This is a genomic window from Mycobacterium sp. NPDC049093 (assembly GCF_040704635.1).
GTDB lineage: Bacteria > Actinomycetota > Actinomycetes > Mycobacteriales > Mycobacteriaceae > Mycobacterium.
Genome location: NZ_JBEZJS010000011.1, coordinates 68,995 through 82,797, shown reverse-complemented (window position 1 = coordinate 82,797; position 13,803 = coordinate 68,995). Strand labels below are relative to the sequence as shown.

At 65.3% G+C, this 13,803-nt stretch carries 10 protein-coding genes; 1 reads left to right on the top strand and 9 read right to left on the bottom strand.

Going from position 1 to position 13,803, the window contains the following annotated elements:
- The first annotated feature begins 34 nt into the window (after positions 1-34).
- On the top strand, positions 35-1,558 hold the full coding sequence (locus AB0876_RS32040) for a type VII secretion EccE family protein (RefSeq protein WP_526044038.1): 1,524 nt from the start codon (positions 35-37) through the stop codon (positions 1,556-1,558).
- A 77-nt stretch (positions 1,559-1,635) separates the two neighbouring features.
- Here the strand turns inward: AB0876_RS32040 and AB0876_RS32035 are convergent, their stop codons facing one another.
- From AB0876_RS32035 to AB0876_RS31995, 9 genes are all read right to left on the bottom strand, one after another.
- Positions 1,636-1,923: a WXG100 family type VII secretion target gene (locus tag AB0876_RS32035; protein WP_526043975.1), complete on the bottom strand. Its 288-nt coding sequence runs from the start codon at positions 1,921-1,923 to the stop codon at positions 1,636-1,638.
- A 42-nt stretch (positions 1,924-1,965) separates the two neighbouring features.
- Positions 1,966-2,283 (bottom strand): WXG100 family type VII secretion target, encoded by a 318-nt coding sequence (locus AB0876_RS32030; protein ID WP_526043974.1) that lies wholly within the window; start codon positions 2,281-2,283, stop codon positions 1,966-1,968.
- Positions 2,284-2,370: 87 nt separating this feature from the next.
- On the bottom strand, positions 2,371-3,708 hold the full coding sequence (locus tag AB0876_RS32025; RefSeq protein ID WP_526043973.1) for a PPE family protein: 1,338 nt from the start codon (positions 3,706-3,708) through the stop codon (positions 2,371-2,373).
- 20 nt (positions 3,709-3,728) lie between these two features.
- A complete protein-coding gene (locus tag AB0876_RS32020; protein WP_526043972.1) occupies positions 3,729-4,046 on the bottom strand; it encodes a PE domain-containing protein in 318 nt (105 codons plus the stop codon).
- 187 nt (positions 4,047-4,233) lie between these two features.
- Positions 4,234-8,394 carry a type VII secretion protein EccCa gene (eccCa, locus tag AB0876_RS32015; protein ID WP_526043971.1) on the bottom strand — a complete coding sequence of 1,387 codons (4,161 nt, stop codon included), beginning with the start codon at positions 8,392-8,394 and terminating at the stop codon, positions 4,234-4,236.
- A 15-nt stretch (positions 8,395-8,409) separates the two neighbouring features.
- On the bottom strand, positions 8,410-9,915 hold the full coding sequence (gene eccB / locus AB0876_RS32010) for a type VII secretion protein EccB (protein WP_526043970.1): 1,506 nt from the start codon (positions 9,913-9,915) through the stop codon (positions 8,410-8,412).
- Entirely contained in the window at positions 9,912-11,747 is a 1,836-nt protein-coding gene (gene eccA / locus AB0876_RS32005) for a type VII secretion AAA-ATPase EccA (protein WP_526043969.1), read from the bottom strand. Before eccA ends, eccB begins: the two co-directional genes overlap by 4 nt.
- A complete protein-coding gene (locus AB0876_RS32000) occupies positions 11,744-12,055 on the bottom strand; it encodes a hypothetical protein (protein WP_526043968.1) in 312 nt (103 codons plus the stop codon). Before AB0876_RS32000 ends, eccA begins: the two co-directional genes overlap by 4 nt.
- A 165-nt stretch (positions 12,056-12,220) precedes the next feature.
- A complete protein-coding gene (locus tag AB0876_RS31995; RefSeq protein ID WP_526043967.1) occupies positions 12,221-13,801 on the bottom strand; it encodes a Fis family transcriptional regulator in 1,581 nt (526 codons plus the stop codon).
- Positions 13,802-13,803: the final 2 nt, after the last annotated feature.

The window sequence follows — 13,803 nt, the reverse complement described above, 5'->3', positions numbered from 1 at the left end:
CTGGCGCCGACTTACCGTTCTCGTATCGGTGCTGATGCTGGGTTGGGCCGCCCTGGTGCCGGCCGGGCAGACGCCGCTGTGGTGGCACTACCTGATCGGGGTCGTCGTGATCGTGGCGTTCCTCGGATCCTGGCATGGTCAGCACATGTCGACGACGGTGCACCGCTGGATTCCGTTGTCGCGCTACAACCGTCGCCAACGCGCCCGCAGCGCCCAGCCGCGCCGCCGTCGCAGTCCCGAGAATGCCGCGCCTGCAGTGCAGCCTCGTTCCACCACCTTGCAGGCGCGGATCGTGATCCACCTGCGGCCGCATCCACATGGGCTCACCACGCCCACTGACACGGCCGATCAGATGCCGTGGCAGTTTGTCACCAGTTGGCTCAATCGCTACGGCGTGCGCGCCGATGAATTGACCATCACCTCCATCACGCGCACTCCACCGACGAGCGGCCTGCGCACCGATGCCGCCTCGTTGTTGAGTGCACGTACGCCGCAGCACCGTGATACGTGGCTGACCTACACCTTGCGCGCCGATCAGAACGTCGGGGCGTTGACCGCCCGCCAGACGACCATGGGTGCCGTTGACCGAGGTACCTCCGATGCGGACGAGGGTGTGGACTCGCCGCAGCGTGCAGCGCTGGCCGACACCACCGCCCGGCGCCTGGTCGCCGAGCTGAGCGAACGGGGGTGGCTGGCCACCCTCGTCGGCGATGACGAACCGCTGCCGCAGTTCGTGGCGCCGGCGGCCACGGTGCGCCGCGAAACCTGGACTGCCACCGAATACAACGACGGGTTCCGCGCGGTCTACGCCGTTGAATCTGGGGCACTGGCCACTGTTCTGCAGGGTCTTGCCACGCTGTCCACCAAGGCCCTGTGGGTCAGCGTGACCGTCTCTTCCCGCGGGAACCAGCCCACCTCGGTCTCTGCCTGTGTGGGCACGCTGACGGGGACGCAGCCGGTCCGTGACCCGCTGCCGGGCCTGGCCGGGTTCCACGGCCTGCACCGTGAGGTCATTCCTGCGTTGAAGGTGACGGGTTTGGATCACGCCTTGCCGGCGGCGCAGGTGGACTCCGCCGATCTGGCATCGCTGCGCTGGCCGACCTCGGCGCCGGGGGTTCCTATCGGCTTCAACCGGTCACGCCAACCGGTCTACGTGGGGTTGGCTTCTCCGGAGCCGGTGCGTATTACGGTGACCGGCACCCGTGAATTCCACGTCGGCATTGTGGCGCGGCTGGCGTTGGCGGGGCTGCCGATGGCCATGTTTACCTCCGATCCGCGTCAGTGGGCCGGGCTGGCCAATCACGGGGCTCCGCAGCAGTTCTCGGTGTCGCCGGCGCCGCTGCCGCCAGGGGCGATCGTGGTCAGCGACGGAAGTGCGGAAACGCCGGCGAGTTCGATCACTGTGACGCTGCGGCGGCCGCAGTCGTCCAAAGCCCCGTCCACCACGATTGTGATCACTCAGGACGGCAAGCATGCCAACTTGTTCGGTATCACCACCCCGCATGGGCATCAGCTTCTGAGCACCCGGCTCATGGAGGGTGCGCCGCGGCGCAGGTAGCGGCCCACAGGGATGCGAATGGGGCGGCCACCGTATTCGGTGACCGCCCCATTTCTTGTGGTGGAGCTAGGGCAGCGTCAGGCCCACTTGCCGCCTTCGGCCTGGTCGCGGGCGAGCATGGTCGCCGTGTTGTTCTCGTGTGAGTCGGTCATCAACTTGTAGGAGTTGACCAGTTCCTCGAGAACCTGGTTCCACTGCTGCTGCCACGCCTGGTAGGTGGAGCCGGTGTCGCCGGTCCAGCCGACGGCCAGTGCGCCCTGCTCGCTGGCGATGCCCGAGCCTACGGCGCGCAATGATGCTCCGTAGGTGTTCATCTCGCCGGCGTGCTGCAGCATCGCCGGGTAGTTGTACATGATCTGCGACATTGGTCATGGTCCTTTCAGTGAGTCTGTGCCGGTACCGGCGGGTTACATGGAGGTGGGCAGCGAACCGGCGGCCGCGGTGATGTCCGAAGCGCCGGCAGCGTCCTGCGCGGTGTAGGCGCCGGCACCCTCGTTGATGTTCGCGCCGGCCAGGTCGAGCAGCGCGTTGGCCTTGGCTGATGCTTCGACGAACCGGGCGTGGGCCTGCTGGAAGGCGATCGCGGACTCGCCCTGGTGGAAGGCCTGGGCGCCCATGGCCGAGCTCTCGGCCTGTTGGATGGTGCTGCGCATCAGCGCGGCCTGATCGCCGAAGCTCGATGACGAGCTGACCAACTGTGCGATGTTTGCGTCAAGCAATCCCATGATGATGTCCTTTCCTGACTAGGGATCTCGGATGGTGTTGAGTTGTCATAATTTTGTGTTTTCGCGTTAGAGATGCGCGGCTAATCGTCAACGGGCCATCGCGAAAGTCCCCCCGTCACTGTCGGCATCGGAGTCTTCGTCGACAGCGTCATCGGTGAAGGTGCTGACTTTGTCGGACGAGCCTTTGCGTCTGTTGGCACCTGCGCCCATCATGCCCGCGCCTCCCGCTCCGCTGCCGCTGCCGCTGGCGCCGGGAAGTCCCGTTGCCATGGGGGCGAGCCCGCGCGAGCTGTTGGCCAGTTCTGCTGTCGTCGTCGATGGTGCTGAACCCCACGTCGAGGGCATCAACGGTCGTGAGGGTCCGGACCCGAACGCTCCACCGGCAAGGCTGGTCATTCCCGCCGGGTTGAAGCCGTTGATTGCGCCGGTGCCCGGGAATCCGACCGGCATGGCCCCGCCGGCGGGCGAACCCATGCCTGAGCCGCCGGACCCTGCGAACTGGGTCAGCATGCCGCCGAGCGTCTGCGGCGCCTGGGCGAGGGTCTGGGGCGCTTGGGTGATCATCTGGGCGGGGCCTTGAATGGCCGAGGATGCTGCCTGCGGGGCGCTGCTGGCCAACGATGACGCCTGCTGCATGAATCCGGAGGCCGCGTTCTGCGTTCCCTGCTGCAATTGGTCTTGCTGTTGGGCCGCGCCCTCCGTGGATGTTTGTCGGCCGGGCAGCTTGTCGGCGACTGACGCTGGGCTGCTGGCTGCTTTCTTGACGAGCAGTGTGTTGCTCAGCATGTCGGCACCGGTCAGGGAGGCGCCACCGGCGGTGGCCTCTCCTTGGGTGAGAAACGATGCTGCCGTGGCAGAGATGCTGCCAGTCTCCCCGACGCCGGGGATCAGTGTGATCGGCGAGGCCGGTGTCTCCACGATGGTGTCCACTGCTGAGGTGGACACCCCGTCCCAGATGCCCATCACGTCGCCGGCCTGGATCCACATGCGCACGTAGTCGGCCTCGTTCATTCCGATCGGAATGGCATTGACGCCAAAGAAATTGGTTGCCTCCAAAACTCCGTGGGTGACGTGGTTTTGGACCAGCTCGGGCATGGTCGGCATCGTGGCCACCGCGGTCCCGTAGCCGGCGGTGATCACCGAGTGCGCGGCGGCGGCCTCTGTGGCCTTGGCGAAAACAGCTGAGAACCACCCCAGCATCGGCTGGTGGGCTGCGATGAACTGTTCAGCTGATGGCCCCTCGTAGTTGGCCTTGATGTAGGAGAGGATCCCTTGCAGTTCCCCGATCGCGCCGGCGTACTGGCCGGCGAGTTCGGCCCAGGACGTCCCGGCGGCGGCGATCCCCTCTGGGGTGCCACCGACGTTGAGCAGCGTCGAATGCACTTCCGGGGGCACTGCGTGCCAGATCGGAGGAATCGGAAGCATGGGGTTGGTTTCTCCGCTCTTTAGACCGCCACGCCGCCGGCGGCCGTGTAGATCGCGACACCTTCACCTTCACCGATGGTGTAGCTGATGCCGGATTCGGCGATGCCCTCGCCTGAACTGGCCAGTTCGACATTGCCCATCGCAGCGGTGACTTCGTGTGAAGCGCCCTTTGCGATCAGTGATGCGGCGGTCTTGATGGACGGTAGGTCCGAACCGGGTGGCAGGATCATTCCGGTGGCTACCATGTGCGCGGCGTTGGCCGCGACGAGTCGCCCAGTCAATGCGGCGACCTGCGCCGATGCTGCGCCGAGAACTTCCGGAGTTACGTCAAGAAGCATGAGATAGCGTCTCCTCTAGTCGCTGTCCGTTTCCAATTATCGTTGCCCCGCCGGGTGCGGCTGGACAGTTCTTGCTGGTCGGATATCCCGAAGGTCTCGGTTACTGCCAGCAAAGGGCACATGCCAGTCATTGCAGCATGCACGCTTAGCACGCGACCACCGCTGTCGTGCACTTTTAACATGGCGGTTACATTTCCTCGTAGCGGGCAGCCAACTGCACGTAATCGCAGTCCTCCTGGCTCGCTGCGACCAAATAGCCGCGGCCGGGATCGAGCTGCTCAAACTTCACACCGCGCACCTTGTCGTTCTGCGTCGACGAACCCAGCAGCAGCCGATTGGCGTTCTGCGTCGCGAACACCCCCGGCACGGTGCTGGGGTTCGCCTCCGCGAGCGACAGCTGCGAAGCCAGGTGGGTCACGATGACACGCAGGCCCACATCGCCGGCAGTCGCCAGGTGGCGCACCAACGGCTGCCACGGCTGAACCATGCGGCTGGCCGGCACAGTCCCAGGCTGCGCCCCGACCGGAAGCGGGTCATGCACCGTGACCTGGTTGGGGATCACATCGAGATTGTCGACGAACAGATAGATCTTCGGGCCGTCGAACGTCCACGTGTGCAGGTGATCCCAGCTATCGGTGTCTTGCTCGGGGGGTTTACGTTGATCGCACACCTGCGCCAGCGTCATGATCCGCTGCGCCATCTTCGCGAGATCCTGCTCGTAGTAGTCCTCTCCGTGCTGCAAGTACCGGGTCAGCCCCGTCAGATGCTTGCGCTTATCGAAGACGCAGACGATGGCATCGTCAGGACCACGCCGTCGTGCCACAACACTGCGAACCATGTTCTCGATGAACGATGTCTTTCCGTGACGGTCATCGCCGTACACCGCCAGCAGAGGCGACTCTGCAAAGTCGAACACCAACGGCTGCAGGTCGCGGCCGCGCACACCGACTGCGTAGCGTTCACCATCCAGTTCGGGCAGGCTCTGCATACGAACAATGGAGGGAAGCAGCTGGGGCGCGGGAACCACGCGCCCATCGGCGTAGCGGTTCACCAATTCCGCGATCGTCTCCCGCACCGCGACGTCGAGCTCGTCCATGGTCGCGTTGCCGTCGGTGCGTCCAACGGCGAAGCGGATCACTTCCCCTTCCTTGGTGATGCCACGACCCGGCTGGTTGATGGGAATGCGGTCCTGGGGCCGCATCAGCTTGTCGTCGACACGCGCTCTGACCTTCGACTCGGAGGCGCTGGCCAGCTTGAGCTCATAGGTCACCGACACCTTGTTGTCGACCTCGTTGCTCAGCTTGATCCATGACGCCGCGGTGACCATCACGTGGATTCCCCGGCCGGCGCCGACAAGCCGATCCAGCTTCTTTTCGAACGGGTTCCTTTGGCTCATCGGCGATGAGTTGTCAGCTATGAATGCCTCGTAGCCGTCGACGATGACGAACAGGTCAATGGGATACCCGTCGTCCAATGCCGCCTCCCCGTTCCGGCGGCGGCGACGGTATTCCTCCAGAGAACCAATGTTGTGCTGCTCGAACAGCCGTCGGCGCCGGTTGGCTACCGCTTCCAGATCGGCGAACAGTCGCACGTTGAGCTGGCTGCGATCGGCGCCGCCGATCGCCCCGACATGCGGCAGATCCTTGACTGTCCCCAGCCCGGGCCCGCCGTAGGCGAACGCGAAGAACCCGACTTCGGCCGGCGAGTACCGAGCGGCAGCCGACAGAATGAATGTCTGCACCACCATTGACAATTCGTCGACACTCTTGCCGAGCAGCAGGATGTTGCCGTCATCGGCGCTGTAGTTGAGCAGCCCGTGGGTGAGTTGCCGCGGCATATCGATCTTGCCGAGCGGCCACCACGGGCCACCAGAGCGCTGCGGGGCTGCTGAGGCCTCGGTGAGCACTTTGTCCAGGGGGATCGGATCGTCCAGGGGTGGCGCCCACAACTGCGGCGCTCTCTTGCCGTAATGGGCCGCCAGCTGTGGGCCCACGGTCAACACCAGTGAGCGTGGCGGGCCTTCGATCACCGACTCGGCGGCGATCTCCTCTTCGATCACCGTCTCGGGGTCGGGTTCCACCCGGCCGGCGGTGAATACGCGTGCGCGGGGGTCGGCGGTGATCACTCTGCGGTTGACGGTGGTGGGGGGTTCGTAGCGGCCCGGAAGCATGAAGCTGCGGAACTTCACCGGCTGAGCGCCGGGGGCGCGAACGAAATACCCTGTGCCCTTGGTGTTTTTGCCGTCCGGGATGTGGTAGGCGTCCTCGGTGCCGATGACCTGTCGCGAGATGCTCGGGCTGGCCACTTTCAGGCCGATGCGGTACTGGGTGTTCTTGTCGATGTCCTTGATCGTGCCCGGATCCAGCGTCTGGCTCGCGAACAGGAAGTACACGCCCTGGGAGCGGCCTTTGCGGCACAAGATGTCGAAAACCTCGGCCAGTTCGGGGTGCTCTTTGAGCAACAAGCTGAACTCGTCGACCCACACCAGCATGTAGGGCACCGGCGGCAGGTGTGCACCTGCCGGGGTGGCGCGTGCCTCGTTGTACTGGACGATCGAGGTGAACGGCGCGCCTTGGAACTTCATACCGGCGTCGAAGAAGATGCGGCCGCGCAGGTCGAGAAGCCCCAGGAGGGTGTCGCCGAACCGCTCCACGTGGGACTTCTTCTCTTCCATGTTGGTGATGATGGCCGCCACGTGCGGATAGCCGGCGAAGGTCTCGAACCCGGCGCCGTCTTTGAAGTCGGCGAGGATGGCCTGGACGACGTCGGGGGAGTGCTGGGCGAACACGGCGAAGGCCAACGCTGCCAGCGTGGTCGACTTTCCCGATCCAGTCATGCCGATCATCAGCCCGTGCGGCCCGAAGCCCCCGTCAGCTTCGTCTTTGAGGTCGTGCAGCAGGGGCGCACCGTTGGGTTGCACACCCATCGGCGCTTTGAGGATGGGCTCCAGAATGACCGGCTCACCGGTGCCTACGGGCAGCATTCTGGGCTTCCACAGTGCTTCGACGTTGATCTTGGCCGCGTTGGGGATCCCGAGCAGTGCCAGTAGGGTTTGCGCCGCTTGGGATTCGGCGTCTTGGTGACTGATCGGAGCCGCGTCCCACTTCGACATCCGTCGGGCCAGGTGCTCAGTGACCGGCGTTGCGAGTACGTCGGGCTCGGCGCAGAACACCTGCCAGCGGTAGTCCTTCCAGGAGTCCATCTGCACGGTGTCTGTGTCGGTCAGCGGGTTGCGCTGCACACGCAGCAGAAGTTCTCGTTCGTGAGGTTCGTAGTCACGGTCTGGCCCGGCAGCGTCGCGGTAGGTGATGACGGTGACGCCGTTCTTGCCTGCGATCTTGCGCAGTGCCGCTGGCGACACCGACGGGTCGTCGACGATGAGCACCAGTTGCTTGTGTGACTTGTTCACTTCGGACGTGTCGACGTTGCCTTTTTCGTCGACTACCTTGGCGCGTTCCTTGAGTAGCGGATCCAGCATGGGCTCGACAGCGGCCAGCGACGTGGCGAGATACCGAGCCGGGCCGGCGCCGTCGATGTCCTGGCTTTCGGTGTGCGGCAACCATTTCGTCCAGCTCCATTCCGGGGACTCCAGGTCCGGAGATACCAGGGCCAGCCCGCAGTTGTTGGGGTTGTGCCAGCACATGATCTGGGCCACCCAGGCCCGCATCGCTGCTCGGAATGTTTGGCGATCCCCGTAGATGGTGATCTGGCCGTAGCCGGAAAGGTCGATGGCTTTGGGGCAATGGGGTATTACCTGTTGGACGGCCCGCATGTGCTGCAGAGCCATCTTGGTCACTGGCTCCAGGTCGATTTCGGCGTCGACGGGTTTGACGCGGATCTTGTTGGCCAATCGCACCTGGTCCCGGCCGATACGCACCTGCAGGAAGTCACTGTCGGTGGGGAATCGTTCCCACAGTCGCTTTGAGTCGAACACCGCTTCAAGCACCTCGGGGTCGGGGTGTGACCATTCGGCGGCGGCGCGCTGGCTGGCTGCGGCCTCGCGGATCTGCTCGGCTTTGCCTGACAGGTAGCGCAGGTATTCGGCCCGTTCGGCGTTGACCTTGGGTGTCGTCACATCCTCGCCACCGGAGTTCTGCATCGAGGAGAACAGCGCGATGCCCATCATGAGCATGAAGAACAGGTACATCGGGTTCATCTGGCGGAACCCCATGATGAACATCATGGCGACCATGCCGACCATCACCAGGCCGAACACCCACGGCAGTGCCTTGCGCCAGGCGCTCTGTTCGACCAAGCGGGGCAGTTCGGGGGGCGCCTCGAACGTGAAGTCTTTGTCGACGGTCTTCGGGCCGAGGATTCGGCGGCTGTGTCGAGGTTGGGTTCGCATCGGAGGGTCTTTCGGTCAGTGCGCTACGCGCGCATCGGCTTCGGACAGGGTGGGGCCGTCGGCGAACAGGCTCAGCACCGACCAGGGGATGGGCAGTGGGTCTGCTGTCATGCCGAGCGCTTCGGCTGGGGTGGCGGTCGTGTTCTTCTCGGCTTCCAAGCCGTAGCGCACACCGAGATCAGAGATCCAGAACTGCGACTCTTTGGTGGTCGAGTCAGGTTGCTGCCCGGTGACCTGGACGTAGAAGCCAGTTCCCTTCGGAAGTAGCACTTTTGCCCCTGGCGATGACGGTGGGGTCAGCGGCTTGGCGTCTGCGTCCACGGGCAGGCTTTGGCCTGCCAGCAGCGTCAGGCTGGAGGTGGGTGCGCCCGACAGTTTCGTCCACTGGCCACAAGTCACCGGTTCGGTCGCGGGATCCATCACCTGCAGCGGATTGGCCGGGTAGTTGTCGACCGCCACCACGTTCGTTTTGGGCGCTTTGGCAGCCTGGTCGGGGGTCAGCGCGGGAGGCTCGACCAGTCCGTAGGAATCGTTGGCTCGCAGAATCGCCGCCACTACCGACGAGATCGGCTGGATGCCTTCGGGGGCGACCACGTAATAGCGCAGCTGGTTGTTCTCGTCGTGGTCGACGACCACTGAGCCGGACAGGGGTGCCGGTTTGCCGGGTACCGGCCATGGGAACCGCGGCGGATCACCGGCATTCGGGATGAACGGGACGACCAGTGGTGGTGACTCCGGGATGAGGTTGAGCAGTGCCCGGTTGATCGACCGGGGAGTCGGGGTGTCGACATTGATGCCGACCGCAGCGGCCACCGCCGAGTTGTTCAGGTCGATCTCACTGCGCTTGTTGCCCCAGATCAGCCATGTGGTGCTGCCTCCATCGCTGGTGGCAAGCACGGCTGAAGTGTCCGGCAGCGCGGTGGCACGGCCCGGGCCGGCTACCGGGTCTGCGGCAATCACTGTCGTGCCCGCGTCCGGGCCGCCGACGGCGTCACACACAAGCCAGCGCGAATCGCGAGCGGCGTTTTGCACCATGCGCGAGGGTGCGTTGGGGATCCCCAGGGTGTTACCGAGCGGGAAGCGGTCGATCTCACTGGACTTGACGACGGTCGGTTCGTCGGGTTTGCCGACGATCAGGCGGGCGCTGGCGAGGTTGAGCACCGGGTGCAGGGTGTCGTTGACGCGCACATAGAGCGCGTTGGTGGATCGCTCGGCCAGGACCGCCTGGTTGCCGCCGGCGCCGGCCGGCTTGATGATCGACAGGATGAAAGCGCCTGCGCACAGCACTGCTCCGAGCATCAGGCCCACGCTCAGGGCGCGGCCCTGACGGCGCAGCGGCTCGGTGAGCATGCGGGTGTCCCGCAGCGCCACACCGTTGCTGATCCGCCGGATCAGGAACCGCCATCCCGAGATCTGGTGTCGGGTGACAAATCCCCAGGGCCGGTTGCGTTCGCTGGTCGGACTTAATTCGACGCTCTTGGATTTGAAGCCGCGCCGTGGGCGCGGTGTCGGTGCGGTCATCGCGGTTCTCCCGTTGTCTGGCGGGACAATTCGATCTGCTGTTCGGTGCGTGCTCGGGTGAGTTCGCGGGTCACGGCGGCGCGAAGATCCTCGCCGGTGATGGTCTGCAGTTCCTCGTCGGTGGCCTCAGCGAGCCGGCCGGAGGCGTCCAGACGGAAGTTCAGCTCCTCCTCGGCGAATCCGATGAGGTTTTCGGCGAAGCGGGCGTTGCCCAGCACGTCCAGTGCCCCTCGGCGGCGGCCGTTGGTGTCGACGGCGGTGGCGGCCCGCAGATCGGTGTAGATCTCGCGCAGCGGTTCCAGCTCCTCGATGAGGCTGCCGCCCTTGGTTGCTTTGCGCACCGTGATCTCGATCAGTTCGTCGACGTCGTAGGAGGGCAGGGTGATCGAGCGGGTGAACCGGGAGCGCAGGCCGTCGTTGGAGTCGAGGAATTCCTGCATCTTGTCGGCGTAGCCGGCGGCGATCACCATGAGTTTGTCGGCATGGTTGGTCATCGCCCGCAATAGCTCCGCGATGACCAGGGGTCCGAAGTCGTTGTCGGATCCGGAGTCGGTCAGGGCGTAGGCCTCGTCGATGAACAGCACGCCACCGCCCTTGTCGACGATGTGGTCGATCATCTTTGAGATTTTGTCTTCGGATCCGCCGATGACCTTGTCGACCAGATCGGCACGGCTGACTTCTTCGAAGGTGTCTGAGGGCAGCACGTCAGCTGCGCAGAGCAGTTTGGCGATCACCCGGGCCACGGTCGTCTTGCCGGTGCCCGGGGGGCCTTTGAGCACCAGGTGCAGCGATTTGTTGCGCACCGGAATACCGCGGGCTTCGCGGACTTTCGCGGCTCGCACACTGGATTCCAGTCGTGCGATCTGGTCTTTGACATCGGTCATGCCGACGAATTCGGCCAGTTCCTTGTCTGCTTCGGCTTTGAGTTCGGCCCGCTTGTCGGCGCCGAGCTGGCGCACGAAGTCCCGTTCTCCGGGTTCGGTGTTGGCGTCCCAGTAGTCGGTGCGGGCGTCAATGCGCGCCGCGGTGGTCGGCACGATGCCGTAGCTCGGGTCGCTGAGCGCAGTGGCGATCGTTGTTCGGGTTGTCTCGTCGATGCCGTCGACGGCGTATGCCTCGTTGAGCAGTGTGGTGGCTTCGTCCACTCGTTCCAGCGCGCGGGCGGATATGGCGGCGTTGAGCAGTGCCTCGGCGCTGGCTGTGGGGATGGGGCCGCGTCCCCTCGGGGTCAACCGTTCGAATGCCTGGTCCCACATGCCCAAACGGGCTTCGCACAAGCCTTGGGCCACGGCAATCGCCTGGTGCAGGAAGGGGTCGGCGGGGTTGACTTGCTGAGTCAGTGGTGCCAGTACGCGGCGGGCGTCGTGCCAGCGATTGGCCCTGAAATAGATGACGGCGAGCATCCAGCCGGCGAAGAGCGGTTGGCTGCTCAATAGCCGTTGATCGATCAGATCCCGCGCCGCGGCGAACTTGTTGTCGGCGATCTTGGCCGCGGCCATGGCCAAGGTCAGCCCTTCGGCGCCGCGTGCTGGCAGTTGCACGTAGAGGCCTGTGTCGAAGGTGAAGTCGACTGCGTCCACGGCGACATCAGCACCGCCGATGAGTTCGCCGGCGGTGTCGATCGCGCGGTAGGCGTTCTCGAGGACGTCGGGCCGGACGACACCGCTGGCGGCTAAGCCCAGCCAGCCGTCGCACTGATCCGGGAACTGTGCTGTCAGGCGTTCAAATCCGCTGCGCGCAACGCGTTTGTCGGGGATTTGTCGGCGCCCGTAGACTTCCGCGCCGAGGGCGATGCAGCTGTCAGCGAACAGCTGTGTGGCGGTGTCGGTCATCGCTGCTCCAGGATGGCTGCGACCTCCGCGCTGACCTTTTGCGATACCTGGGCATACCCTGTGGCCGACATGGCCAGGAGCAGTTCACTGAGCTTGTCACTGCTGGGGTAGCGGTTGAATACGTCGTCGACGAAGGTGGCGTCGACGACCATGCCGTCACCGGCGAAGACGATCTCGTTGTCGCCATCGGGGCAGGGGATGGTGACCTGCATACCTTCGACGTTGCGTCGCGCTGAGCGGACGCGTTCGAGAAATTCACGGCCGCGCGCGATTTCGGTGGTGACGGCGGGGTGCAGCGGGATATCCATACGGCGCCTATCGGTGATGAACGGGTGTGGTCGGGATGAGAGCTTTCACGTCGACGAGACCCGCGGTGATGCCCTTGGTGTGGGGTTGTAGCTTGGCCTGTCGCGCGTTCATGTCATGAGCGTGGCACAGGTTTGCGACACGACGGCCAATGTCTCCTCCGGGCCCTAGCTGTCGACCGCGGTGTCGCGCTTGCGGCGGGAAATGCGCTCCCTCACCGCGTTCTGAGCTTGCGGGTTGATCACCGGCGCGGGCGTGGCTGCCCTCTCTCCCACGACACCGGGTCGGCCGGCCTCTTCGACCTCGGCGAGGGGATCCTCGTAGCTGTGGATCCGGCTGGCTTTGTCGTCGCCGCCGGGTCGGTGTCCCATCGGCATCATGCCCATGCCACCGCCAGCGCTGGGGCCCGAGGCGCGCGGCGCCGACGCTGCCGGCTTGATCGGCTCGGCTGCCGATGGTGAGGCCGATGGCGTCCCCGACAGGGACGATGCCCGGACGCCGCTCAGTGGGCTGGACGGTTTGATCGGGCTGCCCCCGCCGCCTTTGCCCTTGCCGCCCCCGCCTTTACCGAGGCCGGCGGGCTTGGCCAGGGCTGCCGGTTTGATCGGGCTCGATGCGGCTTTCTTCACCGCGTCACCGCCGAGCTTGCTGACCTGCTGGCCGAGCTGCTGGGCCATCTGCCCGACCGAGTTGAGCGGATTGGCTTGGCCGAGCGACTGTGTCAGCGGTCCCAGCGCCCCCATCAGCTGTCCGAGGGTGTCCTGTAGCCCGCCGCCCTTGCCCTCGTCGGCGGCTGCCAGGGGGTTCTTGGCCTTGTCGCCCTTACCCGGGTTGTCGCCGGGGCTGTCGGCGTTGGGGTCCAGACCGGGGTCGGGCAGGTCTCCTGGCGGGGTGCTGACGGTTTGGCCACCGACTTGGTAGCCGTTCATCGCGACGCCTTTTTCGGTGTTCTTGGTGGTCAGGGCGGTCTGCAGCGCATCCACTTTGGGTTGTGACAGCCCACCGGTGAGCTGGTTTTCCCAGACCGCTTCGTCGTACGCCGTGTTCAGGGCCCGCCAACCTTCGGACGGTCCCACCGTGGCCGATGTCGTGCTGTGCAGTTCGCCGGCGACTCCGTAGCCCTCGGCCAGCGCGTCGGCGTGGCCGGCCACGCCGGCCGTCCATGCGATGGCTTGGTTGAGTCGTCGCATCAGTCCGGGATGCGCTTGAGACTGCCCCGCCGCCACGATGTGGCCTTGGGCCATCGTCAGACTGGCGTTGGCGGCTTGTGCCCGTGTGGACAGTGTGCTCAACTGCGAGGCCGCGTTGATCGCCGGGCCCGCGCCCGGGCCGGTTTCGAGCTGGCGGGCCAGCGCCTCCCCGTCGGTGCCGCTGACGTCAGGGATCGCCGACAGCGTTGGCATTCCGGTCGGGGCGGCAGCAGCGGGCATCGTCGACGTCGATGGCGCTGGCGCGGCCCCTGATCCGCCGCCGCCGTACCCGGCTGCGCCTTCTGCGTCTTGGGCCTCAAAGGCGTTGGCGGTGTCCTTCATTCCCGCTGCGGCGTTGGATGCTTGGGTGATCCCCGTGCGCACGTGCGAAACCAGCCAGCGGCGCCGCGCGTTGAGGTTGTTCATCACCGCCTGAGAGACCTCGTCGCTGCCGCAGGCTGGCACGTCGGCGTCTAGGTCGGGGTGCAGGAATTCCCCGGCGTTGCTGACGAATTCACTGGCCCGCCGCACTTCGTCGGTGTCGATGTCCAAAGCCACAG

What these genes read in the sequence shown, in the direction of transcription:
- AB0876_RS32040 (WP_526044038.1), top strand. Translation starts at nt 35, where the DNA reads ATGCTGGGTTGGGCCGCCCTGGTGCCGGCCGGGCAGACGCCGCTGTGG.
- AB0876_RS32035 (WP_526043975.1), bottom strand. Translation starts at nt 1,923, where the DNA reads ATGTCGCAGATCATGTACAACTACCCGGCGATGCTGCAGCACGCCGGC.
- AB0876_RS32030 (WP_526043974.1), bottom strand. Translation starts at nt 2,283, where the DNA reads ATGGGATTGCTTGACGCAAACATCGCACAGTTGGTCAGCTCGTCATCG.
- AB0876_RS32025 (WP_526043973.1), bottom strand. Translation starts at nt 3,708, where the DNA reads ATGCTTCCGATTCCTCCGATCTGGCACGCAGTGCCCCCGGAAGTGCAT.
- AB0876_RS32020 (WP_526043972.1), bottom strand. Translation starts at nt 4,046, where the DNA reads ATGCTTCTTGACGTAACTCCGGAAGTTCTCGGCGCAGCATCGGCGCAG.
- eccCa (WP_526043971.1), bottom strand. Translation starts at nt 8,394, where the DNA reads ATGCGAACCCAACCTCGACACAGCCGCCGAATCCTCGGCCCGAAGACC.
- eccB (WP_526043970.1), bottom strand. Translation starts at nt 9,915, where the DNA reads ATGACCGCACCGACACCGCGCCCACGGCGCGGCTTCAAATCCAAGAGC.
- eccA (WP_526043969.1), bottom strand. Translation starts at nt 11,747, where the DNA reads ATGACCGACACCGCCACACAGCTGTTCGCTGACAGCTGCATCGCCCTC.
- AB0876_RS32000 (WP_526043968.1), bottom strand. Translation starts at nt 12,055, where the DNA reads ATGGATATCCCGCTGCACCCCGCCGTCACCACCGAAATCGCGCGCGGC.